The organism is Roseateles sp. GW821-FHT03B02 (assembly GCF_059421025.1).
Window position 1 is genome coordinate 34,511 of the sequence record NZ_JBWKUV010000006.1, and the last position, 17,532, is coordinate 52,042.

Annotated in this window: 16 protein-coding genes; 12 read left to right on the forward strand and 4 right to left on the reverse strand. The window is 69.6% G+C overall.

The features are described from left to right. Positions 1-4: 4 nt before the first annotated feature. Positions 5-1,873 carry a tetratricopeptide repeat protein gene (locus AC07VX_RS16820; protein ID WP_495122020.1) on the reverse strand — a complete coding sequence of 623 codons (1,869 nt, stop codon included), beginning with the start codon at positions 1,871-1,873 and terminating at the stop codon, positions 5-7. A 444-nt stretch (positions 1,874-2,317) separates the two neighbouring features. Here AC07VX_RS16820 and AC07VX_RS16825 point away from each other — a divergent pair, with 444 nt between their 5' ends. The 12 genes from AC07VX_RS16825 to AC07VX_RS16880 all read left to right on the forward strand — a co-directional run bounded on the left by AC07VX_RS16825 (position 2,318) and on the right by AC07VX_RS16880 (position 14,225). Next, positions 2,318-3,736 (forward strand): hypothetical protein, encoded by a 1,419-nt coding sequence (locus AC07VX_RS16825; protein WP_493165762.1) that lies wholly within the window; start codon positions 2,318-2,320, stop codon positions 3,734-3,736. 106 nt (positions 3,737-3,842) lie between these two features. Next, positions 3,843-4,295, forward strand: a complete 453-nt coding sequence (gene gspG, locus AC07VX_RS16830; protein ID WP_493165761.1) for a type II secretion system major pseudopilin GspG — start codon at positions 3,843-3,845, stop codon at positions 4,293-4,295. Between the two features lie 72 nt (positions 4,296-4,367). Next, positions 4,368-4,757, forward strand: coding sequence for a prepilin-type N-terminal cleavage/methylation domain-containing protein (locus tag AC07VX_RS16835; RefSeq protein ID WP_493165760.1), 390 nt, complete (start codon positions 4,368-4,370; stop codon positions 4,755-4,757). A 4-nt stretch (positions 4,758-4,761) separates the two neighbouring features. After that, positions 4,762-5,223, forward strand: coding sequence for a type II secretion system protein (locus tag AC07VX_RS16840; protein WP_493165759.1), 462 nt, complete (start codon positions 4,762-4,764; stop codon positions 5,221-5,223). Then, complete coding sequence (locus tag AC07VX_RS16845) at positions 5,220-5,927, forward strand: PulJ/GspJ family protein (protein ID WP_493165758.1); 708 nt, start codon at positions 5,220-5,222, stop codon at positions 5,925-5,927. Before AC07VX_RS16840 ends, AC07VX_RS16845 begins: the two co-directional genes overlap by 4 nt. Continuing rightward, complete coding sequence (locus tag AC07VX_RS16850) at positions 5,924-6,931, forward strand: hypothetical protein (RefSeq protein ID WP_493165757.1); 1,008 nt, start codon at positions 5,924-5,926, stop codon at positions 6,929-6,931. The genes AC07VX_RS16845 and AC07VX_RS16850 overlap by 4 nt, the downstream gene beginning before the upstream one ends. Continuing rightward, complete coding sequence (locus tag AC07VX_RS16855) at positions 6,855-8,198, forward strand: hypothetical protein (RefSeq protein WP_493165756.1); 1,344 nt, start codon at positions 6,855-6,857, stop codon at positions 8,196-8,198. The genes AC07VX_RS16850 and AC07VX_RS16855 overlap by 77 nt, the downstream gene beginning before the upstream one ends. Then, a complete protein-coding gene (locus tag AC07VX_RS16860) occupies positions 8,198-8,800 on the forward strand; it encodes a GspMb/PilO family protein (RefSeq protein ID WP_493165755.1) in 603 nt (200 codons plus the stop codon). Before AC07VX_RS16855 ends, AC07VX_RS16860 begins: the two co-directional genes overlap by 1 nt. Next, positions 8,797-9,246 (forward strand): hypothetical protein, encoded by a 450-nt coding sequence (locus AC07VX_RS16865; RefSeq protein WP_493165754.1) that lies wholly within the window; start codon positions 8,797-8,799, stop codon positions 9,244-9,246. Before AC07VX_RS16860 ends, AC07VX_RS16865 begins: the two co-directional genes overlap by 4 nt. A gap of 7 nt (positions 9,247-9,253) precedes the next feature. Then, positions 9,254-11,341 (forward strand): secretin GspD/PilQ domain-containing protein, encoded by a 2,088-nt coding sequence (locus AC07VX_RS16870; RefSeq protein ID WP_493165753.1) that lies wholly within the window; start codon positions 9,254-9,256, stop codon positions 11,339-11,341. Continuing rightward, positions 11,338-13,032, forward strand: coding sequence for a GspE/PulE family protein (locus AC07VX_RS16875; protein WP_493165752.1), 1,695 nt, complete (start codon positions 11,338-11,340; stop codon positions 13,030-13,032). The genes AC07VX_RS16870 and AC07VX_RS16875 overlap by 4 nt, the downstream gene beginning before the upstream one ends. Beyond that, on the forward strand, positions 13,032-14,225 hold the full coding sequence (locus tag AC07VX_RS16880) for a type II secretion system F family protein (protein WP_493165751.1): 1,194 nt from the start codon (positions 13,032-13,034) through the stop codon (positions 14,223-14,225). The genes AC07VX_RS16875 and AC07VX_RS16880 overlap by 1 nt, the downstream gene beginning before the upstream one ends. Here AC07VX_RS16880 and AC07VX_RS16885 read toward each other — a convergent pair whose 3' ends face one another. From AC07VX_RS16885 to AC07VX_RS16895, 3 genes are read right to left on the reverse strand one after another with little or no spacing between them, the layout of a single operon-like run. Further along, positions 14,226-15,257, reverse strand: a complete 1,032-nt coding sequence (locus AC07VX_RS16885) for a sulfotransferase family protein (protein WP_493165750.1) — start codon at positions 15,255-15,257, stop codon at positions 14,226-14,228. It lies immediately after the preceding gene. After that, entirely contained in the window at positions 15,257-17,224 is a 1,968-nt protein-coding gene (locus AC07VX_RS16890; RefSeq protein WP_493165749.1) for a sulfatase family protein, read from the reverse strand. Before AC07VX_RS16890 ends, AC07VX_RS16885 begins: the two co-directional genes overlap by 1 nt. Further along, a complete protein-coding gene (locus AC07VX_RS16895; RefSeq protein WP_493165748.1) occupies positions 17,221-17,439 on the reverse strand; it encodes a hypothetical protein in 219 nt (72 codons plus the stop codon). The genes AC07VX_RS16890 and AC07VX_RS16895 overlap by 4 nt, the downstream gene beginning before the upstream one ends. Positions 17,440-17,532: the final 93 nt, after the last annotated feature.

The following is a 17,532-nucleotide window of genomic DNA, read 5'->3' on the forward strand; positions in this document are numbered from 1 at the left end:
GGCGTCAGGCGGGGATGGGCTCGCCCACCTTCAGGAGGTGCTGGGAACTGGCTTGCAGGGCCTCGTGGTTGCGGTAGATCCAGTCCACCGCATCGACGAACTCGGTATCGTCGCTCGCATCGGAGGCGTGGAACAGCCGTGCCTTCACGTCGGTGGCCTTCAACTGGTCCACGATCGCCTTGCGGGCGGCATCGTCGTGGATCAACTTCATGGCCGTCTGGAAATAGTCCTCGTCGTTCTCGGCCACCAGCCAGTCGGGCAGCCCGACCATGCGCATCACGTCGCGGTCGAAGTGGCTCAACGGTTCGTTGGCCCAGTAGGCCACGTTCGGAATGCCCAGCAGGCAGGTGTCCACCGTGCTGTTGGTGTTGCCGAAGGGGAAGGCTGCCAGGGCCAGATCGCAGCGGTTCAGCTGCGCGAGGAAGGCGCCGTAGTTGCGCGAGGGCTCCAGCGTGAAGTAGCGGAAGCGCCGCTCGAACACCTGGCTCAGCCGGTCGTACATGACGCCCATCGCGCTGGCGAAGAAATGGAAGTGGACAGGCCGCGTGGCCGCCGCCTCGATGCGCTCGCACAGGGTCAAGAAACGCGGCGACAGCTTCATCAGCGAGCTGTTGACGGCGATGTGCAGGCGCCCGTCGTCGAAGGGGTTGGGCTGCAGGTCGAACTTCTCGAGGTCGTCGTGCGGAACGTATTGGCCATACCCCCGGCGCTCGATGACCTTGTTGCCGAATTCCCAGGAAGCCTCGCCGACGCCGGCGTGCGCCAGCGTGTAGTCGATGGTGTCGGTCATCGCCGGTGCAGGATGTCCGAAGGACATCATCTGAATAGGCGCAAATCGGCAGTTGGCCGTCATCTGCGTCCATTCCGACATACCAAGACTGGGATAAAAAATAATGTCCGGCGCGAGTTTGATCAGTTGCGCACCGATTTCCTTGATATTGATTCCCGGGCGCAGGACGACGACTTCGTCAAACTGTGAATGCGTGTCGTCCGAGATATAGCCATGTGCCGCCACGCATACCGTGCGGAATTTCTTGCGGAGTTGCAGCAGGGCGCTCGCATAGGAGCGCTGCATGGCGTGTCCGGCAAGCATGCGCTCTGCGGCAATGACGACGGTCGGGCGCTCCACCACGCGGCGCGGCGCCCAGTTGGATTTCAGGCCGCCGCCCTTGCTGAGCCGGCGCCACACCTCGTTCAGGCTGCGCTTGACGCGATGCTTGTCGGGGTGGTCGGCGTAGCTGCAATGCATCCACGCCGAGTTCACGGCGCCGATGCCGGCGGCGCTGGGATGGGCGCTTTCGATCTTGTCGCTGTTCTCGATCAACACAGCCCGGTTGCGCTCGCCCTGGGCGTGATGCACGAAGGGGGACGCGAACCAGCCCGCATACAGCGGCAGCAACTGGTCGGGCGGCAGCATCAGTACGCCTTGCAGCAACTCGTTGGGCAGGCCGTCGAGCGAGAAGAACATCGACAGCACGAAGACCTGCACGCCATTCAGCGAACGCGTGCCGTCGGGGTTCGGCTTGCCGTGGAACTGCAGCAGGTGGGCCGGGCCGCCATAGCCGCTCAGCTCGAAGATGGCCTCCAAAACGGGCTTGAGCGAAGACAGATAGTCGATCTGCCCCATGTCCAACTGAAAGTCCGGGCTGCATACCAGCGCGGAGATCATGGCTGCGACGCGTGTGTACACCGCCCGCCGCTGTTCGGCCGTCGAGCCGGGAGGCAGCACGCCCGTGGGGGTGCGCGCGCCCGTGATGGCCTTCAGCAGTTCGATGAGCAGTTTCGTGGCGTCGGCGGTGCGTCGCTGGAATACTGCGCGCTCCAACTCATCGGTCACTTGATCGATCGTGGGCGAAGGAGGGAGAGTGGTCATGCGTTGGAGAAGAGGGAAGAGGTACGGGGCGTGCGGTCGGCCGAGGCAAGCGCGCGATTCTAGGTGTCAGCGTTCGTGAAGCATTTGGCACTCGGCCAAACCGGCTGCCGGCACCGGTCGAAGCCGCCCGCCGCCACTTGATGCTTTGGAGCAACGTTGCCCGGGCAAACCCCGAGCGACACGCTGGCGTGCTGGACTTTCTGTCTGTTTTTGTCTGCTATGCTGCCGGTCAACCTGCTGGGCTCACGGCTACTTCTATTGCGGCTGAAGGCAAGGTAGGGGAGGCAAGGCAGCAGCTTTGCGTCGACGCAGCGGTCGCCGTATTGGTGGCTGCGGGATCCTGGCGACAGGGCCTCGGCATCGACTCAATGCGGCGCGCTCAAGGCTACTGGCTTGCTGTCGATAGTTAAATTGTTGCAACAACGATCCGGAAGGTTCATCAAGATGAAGAGCTTTAACTACAAGGCCCTCGCTGTCGCTGCTGCCTCGGCTTGCGGCGCGTCGGCTGCAATCGCTGGCACGGTGTCGGCTCCTAGCCCCGCCATTAAGTTCGCCCGCGAAGCTGTCACCAACACGACCACTGTCACGGTGCCGTCGCTGCAGTACAAGATGGGTGTTGCCCGTGCTGCTGCCCAGAACTTCACCTTCATCGTGAAGGTGCCGGGTGCTGGTACGGCCTTCAGCGGTACCTGCCCGACCACCTACACGGGTACGGACGCCAACCTGTCGCTCGCTCTGAAGCGCCAGTCGGCCACCGAGTGCGCGTATGACGTCACCGTCTCCAACGCCACCGCCGTGAACGCCGTGGTTGCCCTGACGAACCTGACGGTCACGAACCACGCTCTGGGCGACGGTACGAACCTGTCGGTCCTGATCAACCTGGCCGACCCGGGCGAAACCGCTCGTGTTGACAACTCTGCCGACATCAGCGCCACGCTGGCCACGTCGACCAACATCGTGTCCCTGTCCGCCTCTTCGGACACCCACACGACGGCTGACGTGAACTTCAACAGCGGCAACAGCCCGCTGTTCGGCTTCGTCGCCAACACCACCGGTGGCACCAGCGCCACGGCTGACTCCTCGACCAGCACGTACGCGAACTTCTCCGTGAACGTCGCTTCGGGTTATGTCGTTGCCGACGGCACCACGGCTGCCAACGCTGCCAACGCCCTGGCCAACGTCAGCCTGAACGTCAGCGGTGACTTCTCCGGCCTGATCACCAACTTTGCCAACGGCAACAGCACGATCAGCTACGTCGGCGCCACCAACGGCACCGCCACGGTGAACTACAGCTCGGGTGCTGCCACCTTCACGCTGGCCAACACCGACCTGACCGCCACCGGCGCCACCAACGTCCAGGTCAAGCTGACCACGGCTGCCACCGCTTCGCTGGGCACCGCTCGCACCTTCACGGTGTCGGGTACCGACCGCGGCATCGCCGGCGGCTCGTTCGCTCTGGCTGGTACCGGCTGGTGGGTGTGGAAGGCTAACGCCATCCAGCTGCAGACCGCGTTCTTCAACAACGACACGGCCAACGGCAACCTGACCCGCTTCTTCTTCCAGAACCTGGGTACGGCTGCTAACTACTCGGCTCAGTGCTACGGCGAGCCGACCAGCTTCGCTGGTGGCGACACCTCCGTGCCGGTCTACGGCACGAAGAAGTCCGGCACGCTGGACGCAGGTACGACGGCTATCAACGCCTCCGACATCTGCACGTTCCCCGCCGGTAGCAAGCGTGGCTCGGTCGTGTTCACGATCAACTCCGCTGCCGCCAAGATCAAGGGTGTCTACCAGCAAGCCATCAACGGCGCTGCTGCTTCGTACATCCCGCTGGAGCGTCCGTACTCGCAAGGTACGTTCTAATCAGCGACCGCTCACGCGGTTCTGCAAAAGGGGCGCTTCGGCGCCCCTTTTTTCATGGGTGCAGGCCATCCCTTACACTGCCGACCCCTTGCGACACAGCAGCAACATGGCTCGACTCCAAACCGCTTCGCCGGCGCGCACGCGCGGCTTCACACTGCTTGAGATGCTCGTTGTGCTGGCCATCATTGGCCTGATCGCCGGTCTGGTGGGGCCGCGGCTGTTCAAGAAGGTCGACCAGTCCCGGGTCACGACGGCGACGACCCAGATCAAGCTGTTGCGCGGCGCGGTCGAGAACCTGCGCCTGGACATCGGGCGCTACCCGACCGCCCAGGAAGGGCTGACGCTGCTGAACAAGGCGCCGGCCGATCCTGCGCTGGCCTCGCGCTGGCGCGGCCCCTACCTGGATGAAGCCGTGCCGCTGGACCCCTGGTCCAAGCCCTATCAATACGCGCTGCCCGGGCGCGATGGCCAGCCGTTTGCGCTGTACTCGATGGGCTCGGACGGCCAGCCCGGCGGCGAAGGCGACGCGCAGGATCTCGGTGTCCTGCCCGCCAACTGAGCGCTGCATCGACCGATCGCGGTATCGACTTCACCGCAGCCCTTCGTTGTCGACTGACAAGACCCGAATGACATGAGCCTCTGGCGCAACCGTGGTTTCACGCTGCTGGAGATGCTTGTCGTGATGGCCCTGATGGCGCTCGCCATCGGCATCGTGCTGCCCCGCGCAGCGGGCTGGCTGGACAGCGTGCAGCAAAGAGGCTGGCGCGCGGATCTGCGGGCCTATGTGGAGGCGATGCCGGTGCGGGCGTTCCTGTCGGGCGAGGAAATCCGGCTGGATGCCTCCGCGATCCTTGCCGCGGTGCCCGGCGGCCCGCCTGGCCTGGAGTTGCAGTTGCCGGAACCCCTGACCTACAGCCCGACGGGCGCGGCTGGCGGGGGGCGCATGGAGCTGCATCGCCGCGGCGTGCGCGAGGTCTGGGTCATCGAGCCTGTCAGTGGCCGCGTCAGCGAGGGGTCCTGAGGCAATGCTGCTGCGCCGGCGCGTTGCGCCCAAGTCTGCGCGAGGATTCACGCTGCTGGAGGTGATCGTCGCGCTCGTTATCCTGTCGACGTCGGGGCTGGTGCTTTTCGCCTGGATCAACCAGAACCTGGCCACCGCCAGCCGCCTGCGCGAGTCGCAGGCGCGCTCCCAGCTCCAGCTCGAAGGCGTGTCCTGGCTGGCAACCATCAACCCCGCAGCCGAGCCCGAGGGCGCGCGCGAGATGGGTGGCCTGCGGCTGGCCTGGCGCTCGACGCTCGTTGAGCCCATGCGCACCGAATTCACCTATGGCGGCAGCATTCAGCCGCGCTGGGTCATCGGGCTGTACCGGGTGAGCGCCAGCGTTGCGCGAGTGGACGGGGGGCTGCGGGCCGAATGGGAGCAGGTGGCCACAGGCTGGCGCTCGGCCTTCGCGTTGCCAGCGCCCGCGCAGGCAGGTCGTCCATGAGGGGGGCCACATGGCTGCGGCGGCGGCGCACGATGCGCGGCTTCACGCTGGTCGAGATGCTCGTCACATTGGCGCTGATGGCCATGATCTCGGCGCTGCTCTGGCAAGCCCTGCAGCAGGTGCTCAGGGTGGAGCGGCTGCTGCAGCGCTCGGGGGTCGACGGCCAGCTGGACGTGGTGCGACGCGAGTGGGTGCGCGGCCTCATCCAGGCCAGCCTGGTCGAGCAGACAGGCGCACCACGGCAACTCCAGGGGGACGATCGCCAGATCAGTGTCGTCAGCGCCGAGGCCCTGGGCATGCCCGGCCTGCGCTCCGGCAAGGTGCAGCTGCGCTTCGACACGGAGGCCCGCTCCGGCCGGCAGCGCCTGCTGGCCGCCGAGGCGCCCGCTGCGGATGCATTCGACCAGGGGCTAGGCACGCCGGCGCCGCCGGTCGAGGTGCTGGCCTGGCAGGGCAAGCCGGGCGCGATCCACTACCTCGATGCCAGCGGGCAATGGTTCGACCAATGGCCGCCGCCGCCGTCGGTGCTGCTGGCCACGGCGACCGGCGAGGACGACGAGATGCGGGCGGCGCGGGCGGCTGTACCGCGCCTGCCCCGTGCCGTCTGGCTGGAGCTCGGCGGCGACGTGGGAGGGGCCCTCGTGGCCTCGCTGAGCGTCACCGAGCCGGGGCGGCTGCGTCGCGCCCTGTGGGAGCGGCAGTGAAGCGCGCGGCGACTGGCCGGCTTGGCCAGCAGGGCTATGTCCTGCTGATGGTGCTGGCTGCGCTCGCGGTCATGGCCTACGTGGCTCAACGCTTTGCGCAGCGCAACGATGAACTGCGGCGCAACGCGCTCGACTTCAGCCAGTACGCGCAGGCGCGTGCGGCCACCGCCGGTGCGCTCTCCGCCACGCTGTACTGGAATGCCACGCGGCCGCTGATGCCGGCCGGCCGCGGCTTGCCGGATGGCCAGCTGCGCCAGGACGGCCAGCGCTACACGACGACGGAGGGGGCGCTGGTCGCGCTGCAGGATTTTCGCGGGCTGCTGGCCATCAATGGCGCCAGCCGGACGGTGCTCAGGAACCTGTTGACCCAGGAGGGTGTGCCTTTGCCGCGGACCCAGGCCATGATCGATGTGCTGGACGACTACATCGACACCGACAACCTCAAGCGGCTCAACGGCGCGGAGCGCGACGAATACCGCGCGCTGGGCTTGCCGGGGCCGCGCAATGACTGGATGGTCAGTCCCCTGGAGCTCGAGGTCATGCCGTTGTGGCGTGACGAGCCTGCGGCACTGGCGCGCTGGACGCGCTGGTTCAGCGGCGACATCGGCCACCCCATCAATCCCGCCACCGCGCCGCTGCCGGTGCTCAAGGCGCTGCTGCCCACGGCCAGCCCGCCCCAGCTCGAATTGATCCAGACGCTGCGCCGTGCGGACCAGCTGCGCGATGGCCGCTCCGCCCAGATCCTGACCGGCCTGCCCTTTGACAACGACGACTATCTTTTCGCGCCCGGCAACGACAGCCGCGTCACGGTCTGGGCACCCGGTCTGCCGAGGGCCCTTGAGTACAATGTTCGGTTGGTACCTGCAGGGGAGCTTGGCCCGTGGGTGATCACAGAACAGCACAGCATCACGCGGCTCAACTTCACCGATGAAGCTCCCCCAGCTCTCCCATTCCCCCTTGCGTTCGGCGCGCGGCCCCAGGCCGCAAGCAGTCCTGCGCCTTGAGGGTTTCGACGCGCCGGCGCGCGCGATCTGGTGGGCGCAGACCCCTGTCGTGCTGGCTCGCAGCCGCTGCCGCCTGCGCTGGTTTCGTCTGGCGGGCATCCCTGCTGCCGAGCGCCTGGCCGCATTGCGGCTGCAGGTCCAGGCCTGGCGCCCGTATGCCAACACGGCGGCGCGTCTGCTGGTGTCGGGCGAAGACGGACTGGCCATCGCCTGGGACGCCGCCGAGGCGCATCAGCAGATGCTTGCTGCCGGCCTGGTGCCGGAGCGTTGCGCAGCGATCCCCGAGACGCTCGTGCAGCCGGCCGGCCCCGACGGACTGCGCCTGCTGCGAGGTGCCGAAGGATTCGAGGCCCAGTGCTGGAAAGACGGCTGGCTGCGCGCGAGCCGCTGGTGGGCAGAGCCGCTGACGTCCCAGGACTGGCTGGAGTTCGTGCGGGCGAGCGGCGCGGGCCGGGACGGTGTCGGTGAAGCTTTGCCGCAGCCGCAGGAAGCTGCATTCGCGGCCGGCGCCTGGACCCGACACCACCCCTTGCATGCCGCGGCGGACGGTGGCGATGGCACGGAGCAGCGCCTGGTCTTCGCCGGCGCGCTGGCGCTGGCACTGGCGGCCGGTCTGCTCGCCCACCAGCTGTGGGACGCCCGCCAGCAGGGTCAGGCGCTCACGCGCCAGATCGCCGAGGTCAAGGCCGCAACCGCACCGGTGCTGGGTGCCCGCGACGCCACGATGGCCGCCGCCGATGAAGTGGACAAATTGGCCGGCTGGTTCGCGCTGCCGCTGCCCGTGGACGTGATCGGCTACCTGCACGACGCGCTGAGCCGCTCCGGCGTGCAGGTCAAGGACCTCGACCTCGAGGGCGACAAGCTGCGTCTGGGTCTGCAGCTCTCTGCGAACGCAACGCGCGCCGGCATCGTGAAGGATCTGCAGTCCGGCGGCTGGTTCACCGACGTGGCCGAGGTGCGCGCCGACAATGCGCGCGGCCTGCTGACGATGGACATGCGCATCGTGGGCCTGCGCCCGCCGGTCGGCGAGACCGCCGCCGCTCCTGCCGCCGCCCCCGTGGCCCAGACGACGGTGGCCTCCACGCCGGCGCCGGTCACCCCGCCGCCCGCGCCGGCTCCTGTCGTCAAGGCGCCCGCTGCCGCGCCGGTCCAGGCAGCACCCGCGCCTGTCCGCCCGCCCCAGGGCCCGCCCAAGCCCATCGTCGCCAAGCCGGATGCGGACGGCATGCCGCCGCCCGATGTCTTCAACGCCATACCCAATCGCTGATGAGCCGTGACGCTGTGCTGACGCCCTGGGCGCAATTGCGCGAGCAGTGGCAGGAGTCCCGCCTGGTGCGTGTGGGTGCATGGGCGGGTGCAGCGCTGCTGAGCGTCTACGTGCTGCTCGCCGGCTTCGACGAAGTCGATGCGATGCTGGAGCGCAACCGCGCTCAGGCGGCGGAGCTGGTGCGCCTCAAGGCCCTGGCCAGGGAGACGGACTGGCCCGAACGCCGCCGCGAGGCCACGGCATTGAAGGCGGCCTACGACACCGCCGTCTGGATGGATCCCGATCTGGCCCTGTCAGAGGCCGGCCTGCAGGACTGGCTGCGCAACGTGACGCAGCGCCTGGGACTCAAGGTGCGCGAGATCACCCTGGTGCGTGCCGAGCCGTCTGCGAAGGCGGCAGGGCAGGTGCCGGCGGGCTATGTCGAGGTGCGCGCCCGCTTGAGCGTCGAACTGCAGCGCACGGCTCTGTTCACGCTGCTGGCCGAGATGGCCAACCAGGAGCGGCGCATCGTCGTCGAGCGGCTGTCCATCCGCAGCCAGGTTCAGCCCGCGGTTGCCGATATCGACCTGCGCATCCTGGCCCGTCCCGGGAGCAAGCCATGAAGACCATGTCCTGGGTGCTGCTGGCGATTGCGCTCGGCCTGGGCTGGCTGATCGCGCCCGCACCGGGTGCCGATACCTCCCTCGTCCAGGCGCGCAAGGAGAGCTGGCGGCTGCCCGACCTGCCGCAGCGCCCCGATCAGGCCGGCCGCGCCATCGGCCTGGCCGCATCGCCCATCTTCGAACCTGAAACCGCGCTGCTGGCTGCCGCGGCGGCCGAGGCTGCAGCCAAGGCCGAGGACCGGCGCTGGCGGGTCGCCGGCGTGTTCGGCCGCGGGCAGGAGCGCAAGGTGCTCATCAGCTTTGTCGCGTCGAGCAAGGCGCCGCTGCGGCTGGCCGTGGGCGACAAGGTCCCCAGCGGCGAGCGCATCACCCGGATCCGGGACGGCGAGGTGCTGATCCGCGTCGGCAACAAGCAGGTTCCGCTGGGAGCCGATTACCGTGAGTGAAAACAAAATGTCCCTGACGCTGCGACCGATTGCCCTCGCGACCGGAGCGCTGGTCGCCCTGAGCGGCTGCGCACCGTTGGTGCCCCAACTTCCCCAGCCCCTGCCCGTGGCCAGGTCGGCTTCCGACGCGGAGCCCCAGCGCGATGGCGGCGGCCGTGAGCAGACACGCGTCGCAGCAGGCCCCAGGGCGCCCGAGGCCGAGGCGCCGAAGCTGGCGGTGACGGCCCCCGTGGCCCTGCCTGCGGATGAGGTCGTCGCTGCCGTCCAGCTGCAGCAGGTGGCCCTGCCGACGTTCATCCAGGTGGTCTACGCCGACGTGCTGAAGAAGAACGTCAGTGTCGACCCCGCCGTGACGGCGCGCCCCGATCTCGTGACCTTCAAGACCGGCACCGGCCAGACAGCGGCCCAGGTCGAGACCGCCGTGCGCCTGCTGCTCAAGAGCTATGGCCTGTCGGTGCTCGAGGTTGGCGGCCTGGTGCGCGTGGTGCCCGACAACGCGAGCCAGGGCGGCGACCTGCCGGGTATCCGCTACGGCGCAGCCCTGCCCGAGGTACCGCCGTCGCTGCGCCCCATCTTCCAGCTGATCCCGCTGGAGTCGGTGCGCCAGACCGACGTGACAGGCTGGCTGCGCACGCTGTTCGGCGATCGCATCAAGGTCCAGGAGGACTCGACCCGCAATGCGGTGCTGATCAGCGGCAATCCCGACAACGTCAAGGCGGCCGTCGAGGCGCTGGCGGTGCTGGACCAGCCCGCGCTCAAGGGGCGCACCAGCCTGACCCTGACCCCCGCCTTCTGGTCTGCCGAGGACCTGGCGCGCCGCCTCGCCGAGGTGCTGTCGGCCGAGGGCTATGCGGTCCACCCCGTGGGCACGCCCATCACCCAGGGCGGCTTGCGCAGCCCCATCATCCTGCTGCCGGTCTCCAGCCTGAACCAGGTCTTCGTGTTCGCCGCCGGCGACAAGGTGGTGGCCCATGTGTCCGAGTGGGCCAAGACGCTGGACCGCCCCAACGAGCGAGGCGTCGGCAAGAACCTGTTCACCTACGCGGTCAAGCACAAGGACGCCGAGCAACTGGCCGGAACGCTCGAGCGCGTGCTCGGTGGCGGCACGGCCGCGAGCACCACCACTCCCGCTGCGGCGAGCGTGGCGAGCACGGCCACGACAGCCAGCAGGCTGTCCAACGTCGTCGTCGACAAGGCCACCAACACGCTGATCTTCCAGGTCAACCCGGAAGAGTTCGGCCAGATCTCGGCGCTGCTGCAGACCCTGGACAAGCCGACCAAGTCGGCGCTGATCGAGGTGACGGTGGCCGAGCTGAAACTGGACGACAACTCCCAGGTGGGGGTGCAGTGGCTCACCAGCCACCTGGAAGGCAAGGGCGGCTACACCGCTTCGGCCAGTAGCGGCTCGGGCAGCTCCGGCGGCTTCAACTTCCAGATCCTGAACGGGTTGGGCAACCCGCGCCTGGCCATCGATGCGCTGGCAAGCAACACGCGTGCAACCATCCTGTCCAGCCCGCGCCTGATGGCGCGCAACGGCGAGACGGCCACCATCCAGGTCGGTGACGAAGTGCCGGTGCAGACCTCTCAGCTCGGCACGACGAACTCCTCGGGCGGCACCACCGGCACGCTGCTGGCGACCTACCAGTACCGCTCGACGGGCGTCATCCTCAAGATCAAGCCCGTCATCCACTCGGGCGACCAGATCGACATCGACCTCTCTCAGGAGGTCAGCCAGCCCGTGTCGGTGGCGACCGGCGTCACGACTACGCCTACCATCTCCACGCGCCGTGTCGAGACCAAGCTCACGCTGCGCAATGGCTCGACGCTGCTGCTGGCCGGCCTCATCGACGGCACCTCGTCCGACCTCAACGGCGGCGTGCCGCTGCTCAAGGACATCCCGTTGCTGGGCAGCCTGTTCCGCAACCAGACGGTCAAGAAGGCCCGGCGCGAGATGATCATCCTGATCACGCCCTACATCGCCAACGACTCCACCGAGGCCGAGGCGATCACCGAGAGCTTCCGCAAGTCCCTGGGCGACTGGGCGCGCGTGCCGACGCCCGAGGCAGGCAAGGGCAGCACCCCGCCCAAGCCATGAGCGACGCCGCCGCCCCGCGCCTGATCGGCGAGCTGCTGCTTGCCCGCGAGCAGATCCGTGCCGACGATCTGAACGCCGCGCTGCGCTTCCAGGCGGAGCAGGGCGGGCGTATCGGCGCCGTGCTGCTGCGCATGGGCGCGGTGACGGCCGAGCGGCTCTATGCCGCGCTGTCCGAGCAACTGGGCATGGGCTGGCTGCGCTTCGACGAGCTGGACGAGGCGGCCCTACGCGTGGGCCTGAAGGAGCTGGAGGCAGGTTCGGCCCAGCTGCTCCGGTTGGGCGTGCTGCCCTGGCTCACCGAAGCCGGCTGGCAGCTCGCCTGCGCCGACCCGCTGGACGCCGAGCTGCGCGAGTTCGCGCAGTCGCAAGCTGCGCTCAAGTCGGCCCGCTGGTGGCTGATTGCGCCCGACGATGCGCAGCGCTGGGTCCAGCGGCTGCAGCAGGGCGACTTGGCCATGCAGACGCTGGATGAGCGGGCGCTGCGCGAGATGGCCGAGGACGCGCCCGTCATCGCCTGGGTCAACAACCTCATCGCCCAGGCCGTCGAGTCGCGTGCGTCGGACATCCACCTGGAGCCCGGCGAGCGCGAGTTCGAGGTCAGGCTGCGCATCGACGGCCAGCTGCACACGCGGCTGGCGCTCGGCATGGACCGCTACCCGGCCGTCGCCTCGCGCATCAAGCTGATCGCGGGCCTGGACATCGCCGAGCGCCGCCTGCCGCAGGACGGCCGCATCTCCACGCGCGCCGCCGGCGCCGAGATGGACGTGCGGGTGTCGTCCATCCCCGCCGTCTACGGCGAGTCCATCGTCATGCGCCTGCTGCCGAAGAAGCGCGCGGACCTGTCGCTGGAACGCCTGGGCCTGCGGCCTTCGCAGCTGCGCCAGTTCAAGCGCTGGCTGGGGCTGGCCAACGGGCTGGTGCTGGTGACCGGCCCGACCGGCGCCGGCAAGAGCACCACGCTGTACTCGGCGCTGGCCGCCACCAACGACCAGACGCGCAAGATCCTCACCGTCGAGGATCCGGTCGAGTTCCGCCTGCCCCAGGTCATCCAGGTGCAGGCACAGCCCGAGATCGGCTACACCTTCGCACGCGCGCTGCGCGCTTTCCTGCGCCACGACCCGGACATCATCATGGTCGGCGAAATCCGCGACCGCGAGACTGCCGAGATTGCCATCCAGTCCGCGCTGACCGGCCACCTCGTGCTGGCCACGCTGCACACCAACGATGCCCCCTCGGCCGTGACGCGGCTGGTGGACATGGGCGTCGAGCCCTTCCTCGTCGGGGCCTCGCTGCGCGCCGTCATGGCCCAGCGCCTTGTGCGCCGGCTCTGCGAGGCCTGCGCCGTGCCCAGCGACGAGGCGCCCGCGCTGGGTGCCGCCGAGCTGGCCCTGGCCATCGCCGATGCGCGCGCCGAGGAGGGCGGCAGCGAGCTGCCGCGCTGGCGCCGCCACGTGGGCTGCCCGGCCTGCCAGAACACCGGCTTCAAGGGCCGCGTCGGCATCTACGAGATGCTGGACGTGGGTGCCGAGATGCAGCACGCCATCGCGCGCGAGGTGGGGCTGCCCGAGCTCGTCGCCATGGCGCGCCAGACCGGCTACCGCTCCCTCGCCCAGGAAGGCGCACTCAAGGTCGTGCAGGGCGCGACGACGCTGGATGAGGTGCTGCGCGCCACCGGCGCGGCCGACGCCTGATGCGCTTCGACTACACCGCACGCGACACGGCCGGCCAGCCTCACAGCGGCCAGCTGGAAGCCAGCGACCAGGCCGACGCCGTGGCACGCCTGGCGGCGCAGGGCATGACGCCCGTCAGTCTGCGCGCACGCACGGCGGCGCCGGCGCGCACGGTGGCGCGCGGCAGCATCAAGCTGGCCGACCAGGTCGTGCTGCTGCGCGAGCTGGCCACGCTGCTGACCGCCGGTGTCACGCTGGGTGACGCGCTGCCCAGCCTCGTGCAGGCCTACGAAGGCCAGCCGCTGGGGGTACCGCTGGCGCAGATGGAGGCGCTGGTGCGCGGTGGCGGCAAGCTGTCGGACGCGCTGCGCGGCGAGGCGCTGCGCATGCCCGTCTACGTCATCGCGCTGGCCCAGGCCGGCGAGGCCAGCGGCGACATCGCCCGTGCGCTGCAGGAGTCGGCCGAGCAGCTGGAACTCAGCCGCAAGGCCAACGAGGACCTGCGCAGCGCCCTCATCTACCCGAGCGTGCTGGTTGGTGCTGGTTCGCTGGCCGTGTTCTTCATCTTCGTTGGCGTCGTGCCGCGCTTCGCCAACCTCATCAAGGGCAGCCGCCAGGTGCCCGAGCTGTCGCGCTGGGTCATCGAGTCGGGTGTCTATGTGCGCGGCCACCTCTTCGAGGCGCTGCTCATCCTCGCAGCGATCGTGGGCGTCATCGTGACCAGCCTGTCGCGCGAGGCCACGCGCCGTGCGCTGCTGCAGGGCCTGCAGCGCGTGCCCGTCGTCGGGCCCTGGCTGGTGCAGGCCGAGATCGGCCGCTGGGCCACGGTGCTGGGCAGCCTGCTGTCCAACCGCGTGCCCATCCTGACGGCCATGGAGCTGGCCCAGGGCGTCATCCGCCTGGACCTGCTGCGACTGGGCCTGGAGCGCGCCACCAAGGGCCTGCAGCAGGGCCAGACGCTGAGCGCCGGTCTGGAGACGCAGGCCTGGTTCCCGCGCACGCGCCTGAATCTCATCCGCGTCGGCGAACGCTCGGGCGAGCTGCCCAGGATGCTGCTGGCCCTGGGCCACAGCCAGCGCGACGCGGCCGCCGTGCTTCAGCGCCGCATGCTGGGGCTCATCGAGCCCATCGCCATCCTCATCATCGGCGCCGTCATCGGCCTCGTCATGGTGGCCGTCATGATGGCCATCACCAGCTTCGACACGCTGGTCTGATCAACCGCGTTGCGCGGCATCCAGCGCGGCAACGCCCGCTGCCGCCGCGGCGGGCACCGCCTGCTCGTAGCGCTCGATGCGGCCTTGCCGCGTGCGCGCCAGCGCAGCCTCCAGCGCCGCCTCGGGGCCGAGTTGCAGGCCCAGCTGGTGCATGACCTGGGCCACGGTGGCGCGCGGGTCGGCGGCCAGCGCGGTCTGCTCGACGGCGATCCAGCGCTGCGGCGGCAGCTCGGCCTGCAACTGGCGCAGCACGCCCGCGCAGCGTTGCAGCGCCGTGCCGAGGAAGGTGTCCAGCCCGTCGGCCGCGCCCGGCGTCAGCCGATGCTCGGCGAACATGGCCTGCCACATCTTGCGGTTGGAATGGAAGACGGTCGCCGCGTCGCGCACCATCCACACCACCTGGGCCTCGGGGAAGCGCTTCAGCAGCGCCGGCAGCCGGAAGCTGTGGTTGGGCGACTTGAGGATGAGCCGCGGGCCGGCCTGGCCGCCGGACGCCAGCACGCCGGCCATGAAACGCTCGAAGCGCGGCAGCCAGTCGCCGCCTTGCCAGTAGCCCGGGTCCAGCGTGTGCAGCAGCTCGGACAGGCGCTCCGGCATCAGGAAGCCGCGGTAGGCCGAATCCACGCCCAGCGCCAGCAGCGCGAACTCGTCCTCCTGCGGCGACAGCGCGCTGATCTCCAGCCCGTCCATAGGCCGCGCGACGCCACTGCTGCGCGGCGGCGCAGGCAGCAGCTGGAAGGACGTGGCGTTCATGCACTGCCAGGTCAGCGGCGTGGGCCAGCCGGTGGCCGCGGTCAGCAGCTCGTGCATGACGGTCGTGCCGCTGCGCCAGGGGCCGACGATGAACAGGGGCGGTGCCAGCGGCGGCGCGTCCGCGACGCGGGCTTCGCTGAGCCTGCGGTTCAGCGAGGCCCAGTGCGAACGCCAGCGCAGCTGCGCGCGGGTGGCCAGCGGCAGCCGGCCCCACTGCGGGCCACCACGCAGCCAGCGCAGCAGCTCGGCATCGAAGCTGTGCAGCGGGCTGGTGCTCATCACGGCTTGTCGAACTGCGCCGCGCGTCGCCGCTCGGCGTCGGCCAGGCGCTGCTCCAGCGTCGCCCGCAGCCGGGCGGCCACGGCGGGCGAGGTCGCCGCAATGTCCTGGCGTTCGTGCGGGTCCGTCGCCAGGTCGTAGAGCTCGGCGCGCGCCTCGGCCGGGTGCAGCACGAGCTTGTAGTCTCCGTCGATGACGGCGTAGTGGCCGTTGCGGATGGTGTGGAAGCGGCTTTGCCGCTCCATCGCCATCGTGAAGACCGGCTGCCCGGCCAGCGGCTCGCCCAGCAGGGCAGGCTTGAGGCTGCGCCCCTCCACGCCAGCGATGGCGGGCAGGCCCAGCACGTCGCTGACGGTGGGCACCACGTCGGCCAGGCTGACCGGCGTGCTCACCACGCGGCCCTGACGCTGGCCGGGCAGCTTGATGACCAGCGGCACGCGCACGACGGCCTCGTGCAGCCATTCGCCGGCGTGGCCGATGTAGCCGCGCTCGAAGGACTCGCCATGGTCGGAAGTGACGATCACCAGCGCGCTGTCCAGCTTGCCCTGGCGGTCCAGCTCGTCGAGGAAGCGGCCCAGCGACTCGTCGGCGCCCATGATGGCCTCGCGGTAGCGCAGCCGGTGTTTGTCGATCAGGCCCTGCTGGGCGGCGCCGTAGCCCGTCATGCCCAGCAGCTGCGACCAGCGGTCCAGCTCGCCGGCGGGCAGCAGCTTGTGCTTGGTGCTGGGCGGCGGCAGATAGGGGTCGTGAGGCGGCAGCGTGTGCAGCCAAAAGAACTGCGGGCGCCTCGCGCCGGCGATCAGCGGCCGCGCAGCCTCGTAGGTCTGCTCGGGCGCGAAGGGGCTGTGCTCGGGGAAGAGGTGGACGTCCAGCGTGTCCAGCAGCGGGATCAGGCCGGAGAGCCAGAACGGCAGCGTCGTGTCGGGAAAGTGGCTTAGCGCCACGCGCGGCTTCAGGCCCAGCGACGGGGAGGGCGAGATGGCCTGGCTGTCGTATTCGTCGAAGCTGCCGTGGTGGCGCGGGCTGGCCATCAGGTTGGCACTGACGGAGTGGGCCTCGTAGCCCTGGGCGCGCAGCTGGCTGGCCAGCGTGCGGCCATGCATGGCGGGCGCCATCTTGGCAACGATCTGCACGCCCCAGTGCGTCCAGGGCAGCACGCCGGTTTCCATCGTCGCCGTGCTGGGCGTCGTGAAGTTGCTGGTGGCGTAGTGGCGGTCGAAGCAGCTGGCGCGCGAGGCCAGCTCGCGCAGCCGGGGCATGCGCGTGGGGCCGTCGCCGCAGACGGCGGCATCTTCGGCGGCCAGCGTGTCCAGTGTGATGAGGTAGACGTCCGGCCGCACCGGGCCGGCAGGGGCCGTTGCCGCGGCCCCGGTCGGCACCCAGCCCATCACGCGGGGCGGATGCCAGGCCAGCCAGGCGAGCGACAGCACCAGCAGCAGCAAGGCCGGGCCGCGCAGGCTCAGCAGCAGCGGCACCACGCGGGCCATCAGCCGGGTCAGCTTGCCCAGCCGCCACAGCAGCAGCACGGCCGCCACCAGCACGACGACGGCAGCCAGCCGTGTGTTGGCGGACAGCGCGATGTCGGGGTTGAAGGTCAGCTTCAGCCAGGCCCAGGTCGCAGAGCCGAACTGCCACAGGCACAGGAAGGACACCGGCAGCACGGTGACGGCCCAGGCGACGCCCTGCGCCACGCGGGGCGGCGTGCCCAGCCGCAGCGTGGCGAGGGCCACCAGCCGGGAGAGCGAGGCCAGCAGCGCCGCCGGCAGGGCCAGCACCAGCAGGGCCAGGGCGATGTCACGCGTCAGCTCGGCCGGGGTCAGGAAGGCCAGGAAGGCATCGACCTGCTTGAGCAGCACCCAGGGCATCCACAGCAGCGCCAGCGCCGCGAAGGCGGCTGCAAAGCAGGCGAAGAAGCTCGCCGGCGGCAGTTCAGGGGCAGGGCGTCCGGCGCGGCTGCCGGACTTCATTCAGCGTTGCGCCCGGTCAGCAGGCGCCACACCCGGCGCAGCAGGCCGCTGATCCACTGGCGCAGGAACAGCCACACGCCGATCAGCGTCGCGAAAAGCGGCGCGAGCAGCTGGAACAGCATGCCGCCGGCGTTGGGGTCGATGTAGGCCTGCGCCGGCATGCTGACCAACAGCAGGTAGAGCGCGACGCAAAGCAGATAAAGGGACGACTTCATGGCTGGTCTCGGGCGGCCCAGGCTGGCTGGAGATCCCGTCGAGGGGTGGACCCAAATGAGGATTCTAGGGCCGGCCCCCGGGCGGACCGGCCC